At 67.2% G+C, this 16,341-nt stretch carries 12 protein-coding genes; 8 read left to right on the top strand and 4 right to left on the bottom strand.

All coding sequences use genetic code 11. The features are described from left to right. Positions 1–67: 67 nt before the first annotated feature. Together C8J26_RS00695 and C8J26_RS00690 are read right to left on the bottom strand one after the other, a co-directional pair. Complete coding sequence (locus C8J26_RS00695) at positions 68–775, bottom strand: glutathione S-transferase (protein WP_107956342.1); 708 nt, start codon at positions 773–775, stop codon at positions 68–70. Then, entirely contained in the window at positions 775–1,062 is a 288-nt protein-coding gene (locus C8J26_RS00690) for a BolA family protein (RefSeq protein WP_107956341.1), read from the bottom strand. Before C8J26_RS00690 ends, C8J26_RS00695 begins: the two co-directional genes overlap by 1 nt. 122 nt (positions 1,063–1,184) lie before the next feature. Here C8J26_RS00690 and C8J26_RS00685 point away from each other — a divergent pair, with 122 nt between their 5' ends. The 8 genes from C8J26_RS00685 to C8J26_RS00650 all read left to right on the top strand — a co-directional run bounded on the left by C8J26_RS00685 (position 1,185) and on the right by C8J26_RS00650 (position 10,195). Then, entirely contained in the window at positions 1,185–1,709 is a 525-nt protein-coding gene (locus C8J26_RS00685) for a J domain-containing protein (protein WP_107956340.1), read from the top strand. A gap of 260 nt (positions 1,710–1,969) precedes the next feature. Continuing rightward, complete coding sequence (cobS, locus tag C8J26_RS00680; protein ID WP_055874633.1) at positions 1,970–2,974, top strand: cobaltochelatase subunit CobS; 1,005 nt, start codon at positions 1,970–1,972, stop codon at positions 2,972–2,974. 4 nt (positions 2,975–2,978) lie between these two features. Continuing rightward, entirely contained in the window at positions 2,979–4,802 is a 1,824-nt protein-coding gene (gene cobT / locus C8J26_RS00675; RefSeq protein WP_107956339.1) for a cobaltochelatase subunit CobT, read from the top strand. A gap of 7 nt (positions 4,803–4,809) precedes the next feature. Further along, entirely contained in the window at positions 4,810–5,052 is a 243-nt protein-coding gene (locus C8J26_RS00670; protein ID WP_244185098.1) for a ribbon-helix-helix domain-containing protein, read from the top strand. A gap of 74 nt (positions 5,053–5,126) precedes the next feature. Then, positions 5,127–7,577, top strand: a complete 2,451-nt coding sequence (locus tag C8J26_RS00665; RefSeq protein WP_107956337.1) for a TonB-dependent receptor — start codon at positions 5,127–5,129, stop codon at positions 7,575–7,577. 5 nt (positions 7,578–7,582) lie between these two features. Beyond that, a complete protein-coding gene (locus tag C8J26_RS00660; RefSeq protein WP_107956988.1) occupies positions 7,583–8,329 on the top strand; it encodes a tetratricopeptide repeat protein in 747 nt (248 codons plus the stop codon). Beyond that, entirely contained in the window at positions 8,323–9,006 is a 684-nt protein-coding gene (locus tag C8J26_RS00655) for a Fe2+-dependent dioxygenase (RefSeq protein WP_107956336.1), read from the top strand. The genes C8J26_RS00660 and C8J26_RS00655 overlap by 7 nt, the downstream gene beginning before the upstream one ends. Before the next feature lie 73 nt (positions 9,007–9,079). Beyond that, entirely contained in the window at positions 9,080–10,195 is a 1,116-nt protein-coding gene (locus tag C8J26_RS00650; RefSeq protein WP_107956335.1) for a PepSY-associated TM helix domain-containing protein, read from the top strand. 162 nt (positions 10,196–10,357) lie between these two features. Here C8J26_RS00650 and C8J26_RS00645 read toward each other — a convergent pair whose 3' ends face one another. Then, entirely contained in the window at positions 10,358–14,974 is a 4,617-nt protein-coding gene (locus C8J26_RS00645; RefSeq protein ID WP_107956334.1) for an NAD-glutamate dehydrogenase, read from the bottom strand. Between the two features lie 76 nt (positions 14,975–15,050). Next, positions 15,051–16,217 (bottom strand): PAS domain-containing protein, encoded by a 1,167-nt coding sequence (locus C8J26_RS00640; RefSeq protein ID WP_107956333.1) that lies wholly within the window; start codon positions 16,215–16,217, stop codon positions 15,051–15,053. Positions 16,218–16,341: the final 124 nt, after the last annotated feature.

Genomic DNA, 16,341 nt, shown 5'->3' with positions numbered 1-16,341 from the left:
TGCCTGTCCCCCAACTGGACCCCGGCCTTCGCCGGGGAGGTGTTGGTTATGAGGAGGCTGCCAAGACTCATGCGGCGTCCAGTTCGGGATAGTGGCGGAAGATGCCGTCGGTGTTGAAGGCGATCCGGCGGTCGCTTTTCAGATACGCCTTGATCCCCGGCAGCTCGGCGACCTGATCGTGTATGCGGTTAAGATTGGGATACTCCGGCTCAAGCGTCTTCATCCGCCGCGGAAACATGTAGCGCAGCCCCTCGACGATCTGGAACAGCGAGGTGTCGGCATAGCTCCATCGGTGGTCGATGAGCCAATCGCCCGGATTTGCCTGCGCCGCATCCTCGAAATGGCCGAGGAACTTCGGGAGGCGCTCCTCGCGGAACTGCTTCGCAGCGCGCGCGGCCTCGGGCTTCTGGTCGTCGTAATAGTCCATCATCGCAACCGGATGGTGGACGTTGTGGACCTCCGCGACGAGGTCCGCGATCGTCAGCTGCAGCTGGTTGAGCCACAGCCGGTCGGCCATGGTCGACGGCGCGATCGAATGCCGTTCGCCGAGATACATCAGGATGTTGGCCACCTGCGCGATGACCAGGCCGTCCAGTTCGAGATAGGGCGGCGCGAACGGCGTGCGACCGGTGCGGTCGTTCAGATCGGCGAGCAAACCCTCTTCGCCGACCGTCCGCGCGCAATCCTCATACGCGATCTCCGCGGCTTCGAGCGCGAGCCGGACGAACTCGCCGCGCCCCTGGATCGACGGCCAGTACCAGAGCTTGTACGCCATCAAATCTCCCCAGGCGCGCGGGCCTTGATGGCAAGCGCGTGGATCTTTGTGCTCAACAACTCGGCAAGCGCCTGGTTCACGAGCCGCTGACGCGCGACGCGGTTAAGGCCTTCGAATGTCGGCGTTTCCACCTCGACGCGGAAATGCGTCTCGCCGGTGCCGTCGTCGCCCATGTGGCCGGCATGGAGTCCGCTCTCGTTGACGACCGTCAGGTGCGTGGGGCTGAGCGCGGTGGTGAGGCGCGCGGTGATCTGGTCCTGTACGGAGCCGGTGGCGAGGTCTGTCATGCGCCCTATATAGCCCGTTTTGGAAGCGCGGGGAGCCGGTGGCGGACGACGATCGAAAAGAGCGGAAAGAGCGACCAAGCCCGCGGTTTCACGGCCGTGTGGAAGGGACGGGGCGCGTCTGCATGTGGCGCGATTGCGAAGAGCCGGGCGAATTTCGCGCGCCGCCTTTGGAAGGGCCGAGCGACAGCGGGCCACCGCAGTTCCGCTGGTTCTGCCTCGAGCATGTCCGCGCGTTCAACGCGGGCTATAATTTCTTCGACGGGATGACCGCGGACGAGATCCATCATGCGCAGCGGCCGATGGCGGGCTGGGAGCGCGAGACGCGGGCGTTCGCGCATGGCGGCGGCGACACCCCGCCGAAATGGGCGGACTTCGCCGACCCGATCGACGCGATCGGCGCACGTTTCGGCGAGCGGATGGCGGCGGCGCGCAAGGACGGCCGCGTGCTGTCCGATGGCGAGCGGCGCTCGCTGCGCGTCCTGGGTCTCGGCACGGATACGGACCGGACCGCGCTGCGCAAACGCTATAGCGAACTCGTTCGCCGCTATCATCCCGATCGCAACGGCGGCGACCGTGCGCACGAATCGGAGTTGCAGAAAGTGATCGCCGCATACCAGCACCTGAAGGGCGCCGCGGCGTTCGCCTGACCGTCATCCTGGGCTCGACCCGGGATCCAGAGCCAAGACGCGCTACGATCGCGGCTCTGGATCCCAGCCTTCGCTGAAGTGACGGATCGAGAATGTGATCCATACTTACTCTGATCGATATTTCACGATCCGCTTGCCGGAACCGCTTCGCTGGCGAGCGGTTCGTCTAACTCATCCGGTCAATCGCCCGACCAATCGTACAGCGGCGGTTGAGTAACAGCCCGCGCTTGGCCTAGAGCTACCGGGAACACGAGGCCAACATGACCGATATCCCGAATACCCAGCCCGACAGCCGCGAGACCACGATCCTCGACGCCCCCGACCGCATGGTGAAGGTGCGCGAGATGTTCGGGATCGATTCCGACATGGAAGTGCCCGCCTTCTCCGAAGCAGACGAGCGCGTCCCCGATCTTGATCCGGCGTACGTCTTCGATGCGGACACCACGCTCGCCGTTCTGGCCGGCTTCGCGCACAACCGTCGCGTGATGGTCCAGGGCTATCACGGCACCGGCAAGTCGACGCACATCGAGCAGGTCGCGGCGCGCCTGAAATGGCCGTGCATCCGCATCAACCTCGACGCGCATATTAGCCGTATCGATCTGATCGGCCGCGACGCGATCGTCCTGAAGGACGGCCAGCAGATCACCGAGTTCCGCGAAGGCCTGCTGCCCTGGGCGCTCCAGACTCCGACCGCGTTGGTGTTCGACGAATATGACGCAGGGCGCCCCGACGTGATGTTCGTGATCCAGCGCGTGCTGGAGACCGAGGGCAAGCTGACGCTCCTCGACCAGAACCGCGTGATTCGCCCGAACCCGTGGTTCCGCCTGTTCGCGACCGCCAACACGGTCGGCCTCGGCGACACCAGCGGGCTGTATCATGGCACGCAGCAGATCAACCAGGGCCAGATGGACCGCTGGAACATCGTCGTCACGCTCAACTACCTGCCCGCCAAGGTCGAGGCACAGATCGTGCTCGCCAAGTCGGGCGAATATGACAAGCCCGACGGCAAAAAGGTCGTCGAGAACATGGTCCGCGTCGCCGACATGACCCGCAAGGGCTTCGTCAATGGCGACATCTCGACCGTGATGAGCCCGCGTACTGTCATCACCTGGGCGCAGAACGCGCTGATCTTCGGCGATGTCGGCTTTGCGTTCCGTCTGTCGTTCCTCAACAAGTGCGACGAGGCCGAGCGGCCGCTGGTGGCGGAATATTACCAGCGCGTGTTCGGCAAGGACCTTCCCGAAAGCGTGGTGGGTAAGGCGTAAGCTTTTGGCCAACGAAACGCCTCTCGATCGCTTCAAGGCGGTTCTGGCCGGTACGGCACGCGCGATCGCGGAGGAGCCCGAGGTCGAACTCGCCTTCACCGCGGACGCGCCGACGCAGAGCGGCAAGCACATCAAGGTGCCGATGCCGGCACGTGCCTTGCCGGCCGAGCAGGTGGCGGAGGCGCGTGGGTTCGCCGACGGCTTCGCGCTGCGGCTGAAGCTGCACGACATCGCGCTGCACAACCGTGCCGCGCCGGCGGAGGCGGTCGCACGCGCGGTTTTCGATTCGGTCGAGACCGCGCGGATCGAGGCGCTCGGGTCGCGCGGCTATGCGGGGATCGCGGACAATCTTGATCGCGCGCTCGACGTTCGGCTGCGCGCCGACCCGATCACGCGCGCGCGCAATCGCGACGAGGTGCCGCTGTCGACCGCGCTCGGCCTGATGGTGCGCGAGCGGCTGACCGGGCAGGAATCGCCCGCGATCGCCGCGCCCGGGCTCGCGCTGGTGCGTGAGTGGATCGAGAGCAAGACCGATCTCGACGCGCTCGCGTACGCGCTCGACGACCAGAAGGCGTTTCAGGGGCTTGCGCGGAAGATGCTGCAGGAGCTGGAACTTGTCGAAGGCGATCAGGTCCCCGAGGAAAGCGACGAAGGCGGCTCCGAGGACGAGGGCACTGACGAGCAGCAGCAGGACGAGGGCGACGAAGGCGACGACCAGGGCGAGGACGGTCAGGGCGAAATCGAGGCGCGCGGCGAACAGGCCGAGCAGCAGAACGAGGAAAGCGACGGGCAGGAGCAGAGCGACGAGTCGATGGACGACATCGACGGCGAGCCTGGCGATGACGGCGAGGAGGGGATGCAGCCCGTCCGCCCGAACCGTCCGTTCGCGGACATGGGCGGCGCGTTCGACTATAAGCCGTGGACGACGCAGTTCGACGAGGTGATTGCCGCGACCGAGTTGTGCGATGCGGACGAACTCGCGCGGCTTCGCGGCTATCTCGACCAGCAGCTCGTGCATCTGCAATCGACCGTGTCGAAGCTCGCCAACCGCTTGCAGCGCCGCCTGATGGCGCAGCAGTCGCGATCATGGGATTTCGATCAGGAGGAGGGCATCCTCGACGCGGCGCGCCTCGCGCGCGTGATCGTCAACCCGACGCTGTCGCTCAGCTACAAGGCGGAGCGCGAAACCGATTTTCGCGACACCGTGGTCACGCTGCTGATCGACAATTCGGGATCGATGCGTGGCCGACCCATCTCGATCGCGGCGATCAGCGCGGATATCCTCGCGCGCACGCTCGAGCGCTGCGGCGTGAAGACCGAGATCCTCGGCTTTACGACGCGTGCGTGGAAGGGCGGGCAGAGCCGCGAGACGTGGCTCGCCGCCGGGCGTCCGCCGCAGCCGGGTCGGCTCAACGACATTCGCCACATCGTCTACAAGCGCGCCGACGAGCCGTGGCGGCGTGCGCGCAACTCGCTCGGGCTGATGATGCGCGAGGGGTTGCTGAAGGAGAATATCGACGGCGAAGCTTTGATGTGGGCACACGCGCGGCTCGTCGCGCGGCCCGAGGAACGTCGCATCCTGATGGTGATTAGCGACGGCGCGCCGGTTGACGATTCTACGTTGTCGGTGAACTCGGGTTCGTATCTCGAACGGCATCTGCGCCAGGTGATCGGCTGGATCGAGAGCAAGTCGCCGGTCGAGCTCGTCGCGATCGGCATCGGCCACGACGTCACCCGCTATTACGCGCGCGCGGTGACGATCATGGATGTCGAGCAGCTTGGCGGCACGATCATCGAACAGCTCGCGTCGCTGTTCGACACCGAGTGATCGACCGGTGATCGAAGCGCCAGTCGGCGGCTTCCACGGCCCCGTCAAACGCTCGATCACCATCGCCGGCCACCAGACGTCAATCAGCCTCGAACCCGTCTTCTGGCAGGCGCTCGAAGCGGCGGCCGCGCGTCTCGCGCTGCCGCTGTCGGCGCTTGTCGCTGAGATCGACGCGATCCGCATTGTTGCGGACGATCCGCCCAATCTTGCTAGCGCATTGAGAACATGGCTCTTCATTAATTTCCGTTGAGAACTACTCGCATTAGCGTTGACAGTGCGAACGACTCTCAATAGCGAGCCCCTCACGAACAAAGGGGTTTGTCCATGTCGCTATTGTCGCCGCGCGCATCGTTGCCGCGTTCGTCCTCCGTGCCCGCGTTCCTTGCTCTGTCCTGCGTCGGGGCCTTCGCGACCGCGCCGGCCTATGCGGCGGATGCCGACAAGGCGGCGGCGCCGGTGACCGATGCACAGCAGCGCGAGGAAATCCTCGTCAACGGCCAGCGCATTCACGACGAAGGCCCGAAGCAGGTCGCGCCGCTGGTCAACACGCCGCGGTCAGTGATCGTACTGCCCAAGGAAGTGATCGAGCAGACCGGCTCGAACAGCCTCGCCGACGCGCTGCGCACGGTGCCCGGCATCACATTCGGCGCGGCGGAGGGCGGCAATCCGATCGGCGATCGCCCGTTCATCCGCGGGTTCGACAGCCAGGGTAGCATCTATGTCGACGGCGTCCGCGACCTCGCCGCGCAGACGCGCGAAGTGTTCGCGGTCGACTCGGTCCAGATCGTTCGAGGCTCGGATTCGACGCTCGGCGGGCGCGGCTCCGCAGGCGGCACGATCAACGTCCTGCCGCGCCTGCCGCAGCTCGATACCTTCGGATCGCTCAGCGCCAGCTACGGCGAGGCGGACTATAAGCGCGTCACCGGCGACGTGAACCTGAAGGTTTCGGACACCGCCGCCCTTCGTATCGAGGGCATGTGGCACGATCAGGACGTCGCAGGCCGCGATGCGATCTGGCAGAAGCGCTGGGGGATCGCGCCGTCGTTCGCGGTCGGGCTCGGCACGCCGACGCGGCTGACCGCGAGCTTCTATCACATGGAGAGCTCGGAATTGCCCGACAGCGGCATCCCGTATCTCTACACGATCGCCAACCATCCCGGCACGGGCAACGTCACGACGCAGCCCGCGCTCGGCACCGTCACGACGGCGGGCGGCCAGACCGGCTACGTCTCGCGGAAAAACTTCTACGGGCTGGCGGCGCGCGATTTCCGCGATGCGACCACCAACCAGGCGACGATCCGCGTCGAGCATGATTTCGGCGGCATCACGCTGCGCAACACCGCGCGCTACACGCACAGCGACCAAAGCTATATCTTCACGCTGCCCGACGACAGCCAGGGCAACGTCTATGGCAGCGGCTATGTCTGGACGCGCGGGAACACGCGCTACGGCTATAGCGAGAGCATCGTCGACCAGACCGATCTCTACGGCAAGTTCGCGACGGGCGGGATCGAGCACAGCTTCTCGCTGGGTACCGAGATTTCGTGGGAGAAGACCCGGCGCGGCACGTTCGTGTCGGCCAATGGATCGACGATCTCGCCACGCTGCAACACCGCGACGATCGCGCGCTCCTATTGCGTCAGCCTGTTCGATCCGAACCCGTATGCGCCGTGGGTCAACTATACGAGCGACACGTCGACGACGGCGACCCCGATCGTGAAGGGCACGCCCGCGACCGAGACGCAGAACGACGCGAACACCAAGGCGGTCTACGCGTTCGATTCGATCACGCTGATGCCCGCGCTGATCCTGAACCTCGGCGCGCGGTACGACCGGTTCGAATCCACCATTACGCTGCCGGGTGCGACGCAGACCAAGGTCAATCGCGTCGACAATCTGTTCAACTGGCAGGCCGGCCTCGTCTTCAAGCCGACGTCGGAGACCAGCCTGTATGCGAGCTATGCGACCGCCGCGACGCCGCCCAACAGCCTGCTCGGCGAAGGCCGCGAGGATAATTCGATCACGGTCGCGACGCTCAGCCTGCTGAAGCCGCAAAAGACCAAGTCGTACGAGGTGGGGGCCAAGGCGAGCCTGTTCGGCGAAAAGCTCCAGCTCGGCGCGGCGGTGTTCCAGACCGACATTTCCAACGCGCGCGTGCTCGACGACACCAACACCGCGTCGTTCATCGGCGAGACGCGGATCCGCGGTGTCGAGTTCAACGTCAGCGGGACGATCCTGCCCGGCTGGACCGTGTTCGGCGGGTTCACGCATCTCGATCCGAAGATCATCGACGGCGGCTTCACGACGCTGACCGCGCCCGCGATCTCCACGACCGCGAACGGCGTGACGACCGTCATCCAGCCCGCCCGGACCATCGGCGTCGTGTCGGTCAACACCGGCAAGCAGGTGCCGCAAACCGCAAGGAACAGCTTCACCGCGACGACCAATATCGACGTGACCAAGCGGCTCCAAATCGGCGGTACGGCGCTGTACATGGACGAGCAGATCGGCGGCTATGCCGACAACCGGACCGCGACGCAGACCGCGGCGGGCGTCGTCTCGGTCAATGCGGCGACCAAAACTCTGACGCGCAGCATCCCCGATTACTGGCGGTTCGATGCACGCGCGAGCTACAAGCTGACCGACACTATCGACCTCAGCGTCAACGCACAGAATCTGACGAACAAGACCTATTTCACGCAGACCTTCACCAACCACTATGCGTCGATTGCGGCGGGCCGGACGGTCTTCGGTACGGTGAACTTGCGCTTCTGATGGGGATGACGGCGATCGATACGCTCACGCCCGACGCCATCGCCGCGCGCCTCTCCGGGACTCCGGCGGAGCGCGCGGCGTTCGTGCGCGAGGCAGCGGACGCGGGCATCGCGGAGGCGCAGGCGGTCTATGGGCAGATGCTGCTCGACGGCATCGGCGTCGCCGCCGATCCGGTCGGCGCACTCGGCTGGTTTACGAAGGCGGCTGCCCAACATCACGTGATGGCGCTCAACATGGTCGGGCGCTGCTACGATCTTGGCTGGGGTACGCGGGTCGACAAGACGCGAGCGGCCCAATGCTACCGGATCGCGGCGGAGCGCGGGCTGGATTGGGCAATGTACAATTACGCGACCTTGCTCGCGCTGGGTGAGGGCGTCGCCGAGGACAAGCAGTCGGCGCGGGCATGGCTGGAGAAGGTAGTGGCGATGGACTCGGGGCTCGCGAGTGCGAAGGCGCTCAACTTCGTCGGGAGCTTTGCCGAAGACGGGTGGGCGTGCGATCGCGATCTGGACCGCGCGGCGGACTGTTACGCCCGGGCGGCGGAGGGCGGCGATTTCCGCGGCTGTTTCAATCACGCGCGGATGCTTGGTGCTGCGGGGGAGATCGAGATGGCATTGGGGTGGCTGCAACAGGCGGGGCAGCGCGGGAATGCGGCGTTTCTCGCCAAGGCCGAGGCGTGGCTCACGTCCAGCGCGATCCCGGCATTGCGCACGCGCGGCGTCGCGGCGTTACGGGAGGGGGCGTCGTGCTGATCGCGATCCCCGACGTGCTCGATCCCGCCGGCGTCGCCCGGATCCGCGCGCTGATCGACGCGGCCGACTGGATAGACGGCAACGCGACCTCGGGCCCGCAAAGCGCGCTGGCCAAGCGCAACGAACAATTGCCGGAGGACAGCGCGGCCGCACGGGAGGCGGGCGGCATGATCCTCGATGCGCTCGGCCAGTCGGCGCTGTTCGTCGCCGCCGCGCTGCCGCTGAAGGTCTTTCCGCCGCTGTTCAACCGCTATGCCGGCGGGCAGGATTTCGGGTTGCACGTCGACAATGCGGTCCGGATCAAGCGCGGCTCCGATTTCCGCATCCGCAGCGATCTGTCCGCGACGCTCTTCCTCGCCGATCCCGACAGCTATGACGGCGGCGAGCTGGTGGTCGAGGATCGGTTCGGGCCGCAATCGGTCAAGCTGCCCGCGGGGCACATGGTGCTCTATCCCGCGTCCAGCCTGCACCGCGTCGCGCCGGTGACGAGCGGCGTGCGCGTCGCGTCGTTTTTCTGGCTGCAGTCGATGGTGCGCGACGATGGTGTGCGCGGCATTCTGTTCGATCTCGACCAAGGCGTACAGGCGGTCGCGGCGGCACAGGGGCAGGGCGATCCGGCGACCGTGCGGCTGACCGGCGTGTATCATAATCTGCTGCGCCGCTGGGCCGATGTCTGAGCGCGCAGGGATAGGGGATGGATGGACTTGCGTAGGCCCGCCATGCCACGCTCCACGAACGGGGGAATAATCGATGAATAAGCTGGCGATGCGCAGGGCGTGGTTCCAGGTCCATAAGTGGATCGGGCTGATCTTGGCGATCCTGATCATTCCGCTGTCGCTCAGCGGCGCGGCTTTGGTGTGGCATGATGCGCTCGACCGGATCGTCGATCCGACCCGCTATGCGGTGTCGGGCACGACCGTGCTGGAGCCCGATGTCTATGTCGCAGCAGCAATGACCCGGTTGAAGCATGGCGAGCGGATCGCACAGCTGACCATGCCCGAGGATGGCGGGCCGGTCGTGGTCGCCGCTGCCGCTGCGGGGAGCGCGCCCAAGCGGCCGGGGCCGCCGCAGCGGACGATGGTGTATCTCGACCCGCCGACCGCGCGCGTGCTGGAGGTGTCGGCGTCGAGCGGCGGGCTCGTGCGGTTCCTCCACGTGCTGCACGGCAGCCTCCAGCTGCCCGGCGTCGGGCGGTCGATCGTCGGCTGGATCGGCGTGGCGATGATGATATCGTGCTTCACCGGGCTGTGGCTGTGGTGGCCGACGATCGGCAAATGGACGCGCGGGCTGCGGTATAGGCGCCATCGCAACGCCGATACGAACCTGCATCATCTGTTCGGCTTCTGGATCGCGCTGCCGTTGTTCGTGCTGTCGCTGACCGGCGCGTGGATCTCGTTCCCACAATTCTTCGGCAAGATCACCGGCGAGGCGTCGCGGCCGCGCGGGGGTCCCGATCGCGGCGCGATGATGCGCGCGAAGCCGCTCGCAAAGCCCGGGCAGCCGCTTGCCGTGGCGATCGGCAAGGCGCGCTCGCTCGCCGGCGGTGCGCCGCTTCGCAGCGTGACGTGGCCGACCGATCTCAGCGCCGACTGGACCGTCACGTTCGTGCGGGGCGACACGCCGGTCGGGGTGAAGATCGCCGACGACACCGGCGGCGCGACGGCCGCCCCCGCACGGCCGCAGACGGGCGTGGCGCGGTGGATGCGACGGATCCACGACGGCACCGACATGGGTGCGCTGTGGCAGGTGATCATCTTCCTCGGGGGGATCCTGCCCGCGGTGCTGGCGGTGACCGGTGTGATCATGTGGTGGCGTGCGCGGGGGTGGAAGGCGGAGCTGGCGGCGAAGCGCGCGGTGCGGGCGTAACGCATGTCCCTCTCCCCGCCGGGGAGAGGGAAGGAGGAGCCGTAGGCGACGGGAGGGTGAGGGGGTGTGGGATTCGCGTCCCGCGCCTCATGCCCCTCACCCTCCCACACGCAAGCGCGTGCGGGCCCCTCCCTCTCCCCGCAGGGGAGAGGGGTTCAGGGGTTACCGGCCCAGCAGGACCCGGGCCTGGCCGGCGATCTGCGCCAGCATCGCCGCATTCGGCACGGCGGCATGACGCGCGCGGTCGATGACCGCCTTGAACTGTGCCACGCGCGTTGCGTTGGCCGTCAGCCATGCGTCGACGGCCCCCTGAGGATCCTGCGCGCCGCGTCGTGCGAGGAACTCCAGCCGCAGCTGCTGGAAATCGCGCGCGAGGCCCGCGATCAGGAGCCGCTCCCACGGATCGGTCGGGCTGATCCGCGCGGCATTCGCCTGCGCCCAGTCGAGCCCCAGCGCCTGCCCGAGATGCGTGAACGCGCGGGTGAGAACCGCCTCGTCGAGCGTCATCTGCTCGCCGAGATCGGCGAGCCCGATGGCGCCATCCATCTCGAACAGCCGCACGACCTTGCGCACCAGGTCGCCCGGTGCGCCGACGGCCTCGAGCTGTCCGGCGATCCGGCTGCTCTGCGCATTGGCCTCTTCGAGCAGCAACGCCGCGGTCTGGCGATCGAGCTGCGTGATCCCCTTGGCGAGCCGCGCCATCACCTCGCCCGGCGCGGTGCCCGGCGCCGACACGCGCAACAGATCGGCGATCTGCGAGCGCGTTGCGACGGCCACCTCGTCGAACAGCGCGATGCGCGCCGCCTCGGGCATCACCGCGGTCTCGATCTCCGCCCATAGCGTCGGCAGGTCGAACAGGCGCTCGGCAACGACGAACATCGCCGCGATATCGCCCATCGCCGCGCCTTCCTCTTCCGCCAGTTCGAACGGGTAGAGTATGCCCAATCGGTTGACGATCCGGTTGGCGAGCTTGGTCGCGACGATCTCGGGCCGCAGCCGGTGCTCGTCGATTGCCGTTTCGAACCGCTCGCGCATCGCGGCGGGGAAGGCGGCGTGAAGATCGGGCTTCAGCGCGTCGTCCACCGCGATACCGCTATGCTCGATCGCATCCTGCAAGGTGAGCTTGGCGGTCGCCAGCAGCACGGCGAGCTCGGGCCGCGTGAGCCCCAGTCCGTCCTGGCCGCGCCGCAGCAGGATGTCGTTCGATGCGAGCCCCTCGACCGCCCGGTCGAGCCGCCCGGCGCCTTCGAAGATCTCGATCACGCGGACATAGCTCGGCATCGCCACCGCGCCGTCCGCCTCGGCGATCGACAGCGCCAGCGTCTGGAGGCGATTGTCCTCCAGCACGAGGTGCGCGACGTCGTCGGTCATGCTGGCGAGCAGCGTGTTGCGATCCTCATAAGCAAGGCGGCCCTCGATCATCTCGCGGTTGAGCGCGATCTTGATGTTGACCTCGTTATCCGAGCAGTCGACGCCCGCCGAATTGTCGATGAAGTCGGTGTTGATCCGCCCACCGCGCGCCGAAAACGCGATACGCGCGGCCTGCGTGACGCCCAGGTTCGCGCCCTCGCCGATCGCGATGACGCGCAGATCCTCGGCATTGACGCGCAACCGGTCATTGGCCGGATCGCCGACCGCGACATTGGCTTCCGACGAGGCCTTCACATAGGTGCCGATGCCGCCGAACCAGAGCAGGTCGGCGGGCGCCTTCAGGATCGCGGAGATCAGCGCGCCCGGCTCCATCTCGCTCGCCGTTATGCCGAGCGCGGCCTGCACCTGCTTCGACAGCTTCACGCTCTTGTCGGTGCGCGCCAAGACGCCGCCGCCCTTCGAGATCAGCGTGGCGTCGTAATCCGCCCAGCTCGACCGCGGCAGCGCGAACATGCGGTTGCGCTCGGTCCAGCTTGCGGCCGGATCGGGATCGGGATCGAGGAAGATGTGGCGGTGATCGAACGCCGCGATGACCTTCAGCGTCTTCGACAGCAGCATGCCGTTGCCGAACACGTCGCCCGACATGTCGCCGCAGCCGACGACGGTGATGCTCTCGCTCTGCACGTCGAGACCACGCTCGGCGAAGTGGCGCTGGACGCTGAGCCACGCGCCCTTGGCGGTGATGCCCATCGCCTTGTGGTCGTAGCCGACCGAGCCGCCGCTCGCGAACGCGTCGCCCAGCCAATAGCCGCGTTCAAGTGCGAGCGCGTTGGCCACGTCGCTGAACGTCGCGGTGCCCTTGTCCGCCGCGACGACGAAATACGGGTCCTCGCCGTCGAGGATCGTCACGCCGTCCGGGTGCACGACCTTGCCCTCGACGATGTTGTCGGTGATCGACAGCAAGGTGCGGATGAAGATCCGGTAGCTCTCGGTCCCCTCGGCCAGCCACGCGTCGCGGTTCGACGGGGCGGGGAGCTGTTTCGGATAGAAGCCGCCCTTCGCGCCGGTCGGCACGATGACCGCGTTCTTGACGCGCTGCGCCTTCATCAGCCCGAGGATCTCGGTACGGAAATCGTCGCGACGATCGGACCAGCGCAGGCCGCCGCGCGCGACCGGGCCGGCACGCAGATGGATTCCCTCGACCCGCGGCGAATAGACCCACACCTCACGCCAAGGCACGGGCGCGGGAAGGCCCGGGATCAGATGGCTGTCGAGCTTGAACGCGAGCGCTTCCGCCGCGGCGGGTGCAAACGCGTTCGTGCGTAGCGTCGCTGCGATCAGGTTGCGATAGGCGCGCAGGATGCGGTCGTCGTCGATCGCCGACACCGCGTCGAGCCCGGTCTCGATCGCCTGGTCCGCCTCGATCGCGTTGCCCGGATGATCCGGATGATGGACCGCCGTGAAGCGCGCGATCAGCGCCGCCGCGACCTTGGGTGCACGGCGGAGTGCATCGACGACGGTGGTCAGCCCGTAGGGAAGCCCTGCCTGGCGCAGATAGCGGAACCACGCGCGGAACAGCACGATGGCGTCGGGGCGCATGCCGAGTTCGACGATCAGCCGGTTGAACGCGTCGTTCTCGGCCGCGCCCTCCAGTACCGCAGCGATCGCGCCCTCGAGGATGCTGGCATCGCTTTGCTGCGCAGCGGCATTCGCCTCGAGCACGAAATCATGCACGAACGGAATGCTGTCGTCGCGCAACCGTGTCGGCAGCTCGCCGATCACGCGGAAACCGAAATTCTCCAGCACCGGCACGGCGTCGGACAGCGGCAGCGCGCCGCCCAGCTTGTAGATCTTGAGCTGCGGATCGGCGCCGGCCTCACCCGGGACGAGGCGCACGCCGCGTCCATCGGTATCGGTCAGTGCGGCGATACGCTGGATATCCTCGGCGGCCTCGGCGGGCGTGCTGAGGTTGCGATAGTTTTGCGGGAATGCGGCGGCCCATTTGAGCGCCAGGCGCGCCGCACGCGGCGGCGGCAACGTCTCGACCAGCGCGGCCTCGACGTCCGACACCCAGCCGCGCACCATCCGCTGCAACCGCAGCGCCAGCGGTGCGACCTCGGGCATCCGCCCGTCGCCGCGCAGATCGAGCGTGTAGCGAATCATCGCGACCTCGCCGTCCTCCAGCGCGATCGACCAGTTCAGGATGCTGGCATTCGCCGCCTCCGCGAGCATGTCGCCGATTGCGACGCGCCGGCTGGTGGTGACGTCGTCGCGCGGCAGCCAGACGAACCCGAACAGGTGACGACCCAGCGGGGATTCGACCAGCACGAGCGCCGGCCGCGGCCGATCCGCCAGACTCATCGCGGTCAGCGCCAGATCCTCGAGCGCGGCAGGGGCGAATGCGATCACCAGATCGTGCGGCAGCGCCGTGAACGCATGCGTCAGCGCCTTGCCGGCATGACCGCGCGGGTCGAAGCCGAACTTCGCCTTCATCGCCGCCAGCCGCGTGCGCAGCACCGGCACGTCGCGCGGCATCGCGGCCAGCGCGGCGCTGGTCCACAATCCGCTGTAGATCGACAGACCTGCGACCGTCGTGCCCTCCATGACCGGCACGACCACGAGGTCGAGCGGCACCGCGCGGTGCACGGTCGAGATCAGGTTCGACTTGAGCAACAGCGGCGAATCATTACCCGCCTCGAACCACTCGATCGCCAGCGCGCGCGACGCGGCCGCGAGGATCGGAACGCGGTGTTCGTTGCGCGCAATGCCCAGCGCCGCGCGACCACTGCCGTCACGATGCCAGATCTGGTGCCCGAGCAGCGTCAGGTGCCCGTTCAGGAACCACTGCAACAGCGCCGCACCCTCGCCCTCGGGGAGCATCGCGATGTCGTCGTCGAGCGCGGCCTGCATCGCGCGCCAGTCGGTTACCGCCGCGCGGACATCGGCGAGTACCGCGGTCAGATCCTCGATCAGTCCGCGACGGTCACGCGCATCGGCGCGCTCCATCTCCAGATAGATCATCGATTCGGGGCGGCCGGCACCATGGCCGTCGGCGTCGATCGCGTGCAGCGTGCCGTCGGGCGCGCGTGTCGTCCGGACGACGGGATGGATGATCCGATCGACCGCAATGTCCTGCACGCCGATCGCCGCAGCGATCGAATCGACCAGGAACGGCATGTCGTCGTTGATGATCGCGAGGCGCATACGCCGCCGCGTATCGTCCGCGCTGATCGGCTCGATCGCGATCGCAGGCGCACCGTCGCTGCGGTGCGCCGCGGTCGCCGCAACGAACGCCGCAGCTTGCGCGACCTCGCTCGGACCGAAGTCTTTCAGTTCGCCCGGAAGGGCCCGTTCGGTCAACCGGCCCGCAAGGGTTTCGGTGAGCGTCTTCAACGATTGGTTCGCCATAGATTGGGGCCTATGCGCTCGCCGTTCGCCTATCTCAAGGCTTGTGGCAGGTGCGAAGGGATATGCTGCAGCGCACCTAAGCCGCGGCGCGTTCGGCCACTGCAATCGCGCTCAGGTCGCCGTCATAGCTCTGCAGAAAGCTCGGCAAGCCACCGACGGGCACCTGGTGACGCTGCGCATGCGACAACACCTCGGCGAACGTCGCGAGCCGCGCGGCGTCGATCGTGTGACCGAAGACCAGCGTGACGATCTGCAACGGCGTGACCGTCTCCTGCGGCAGGCACGCGGCGGCGAGCATCGCGGCATAGTCATCGCGCTCGCACATGGCCGCGACGCAGAGGTCATGCGCCCGGCTCAATGCCCGATCGAGCGCGGCGCGGCTGCGCGCTTCGGCGGCACGCAGGTGCGCCGCGCTTTCGCGGGCCATCGCCAGCTGCTCGCCGAGCGGCCCGGTCGGCAGCGCGTCCGACGGCAGCATTTGGGAGGGCAGGGGGGAGTCGAGCACCAGCTCCTGCACCGGCGGCGCGGCGCTTTCGAAACCGCTGCTCGGACCATCGGCCCAGACCTGCGCGATCGCGCCCGAAGGCTGCGGCGTCGCGCGGACGGCGGCGTCGAGCTCGGCCACCAGCGTCGCCTGCATGTCGGCGTCCGCCAGCTCCTTCCAGTTGATCACGCCATAGATGAAGTCGATCGTGGTGCCGCCCGATGCGAACGGCATCAGGATCCCGCGGTACAGCGTCGTGCGCCCCCGGCTGCTGACGAATTCCGCCTCGAAGCCGATCGGCGCGCGGTTGGCGATGATCTGCAGATAATGGTCGGTCAGTCGCGACAGCAGCGAGCGGCTCGGTACGTCGGCGATCGTCGCGATCGGCCCCTCCAGCCCGCATTCCTCGCGCAGCGCACGGCCCAGATAGGCGATCTTCGGATCGCCCATGCCGTGGCTGAAATCGAGCAGCACGCTGTGCGGCCCGAAATCGGTGATCGTCTCGGGTTCGAGGTTCGCGATCGAGGGATAGGGGCGCCCGTCCAGCAGCGACACCCAGTGATTATAGGCGCGCACATGCATCCGGCGCTCGTCGCCGCCGAGATCGAACATCACGTCGTTGACGCCCGCATCGGTCGAATCCGCGCCGAGCGTCTCATGCGGCACACCGTCCGCGTGGAGCGCGTGCCGGGCGCCGGCGAGCGCGAGACTGTCTGCCCCCGCGGCGTGTCCGCCATCTCCGCTGCGTGCCATCGTCATGCCCAAGGATCCCCGTACCGTCGCGCCGGTTGTGCACGACGCTTGGTAAACACCGGGTAAATTCGCAAACCGCTTGTCAGCCCGCAAAACCGCTGTTAATTGCCGCCCCCTCGACAGGATGTTT

The sequence above is a fragment of the Sphingomonas aurantiaca genome, assembly GCF_003050705.1.
GTDB classification, from domain to species: Bacteria; Pseudomonadota; Alphaproteobacteria; order Sphingomonadales; family Sphingomonadaceae; genus Sphingomonas; species Sphingomonas aurantiaca.
Note: the sequence above shows the minus strand (reverse complement) of the source record. Positions and strands in the feature narration are given on the sequence as shown.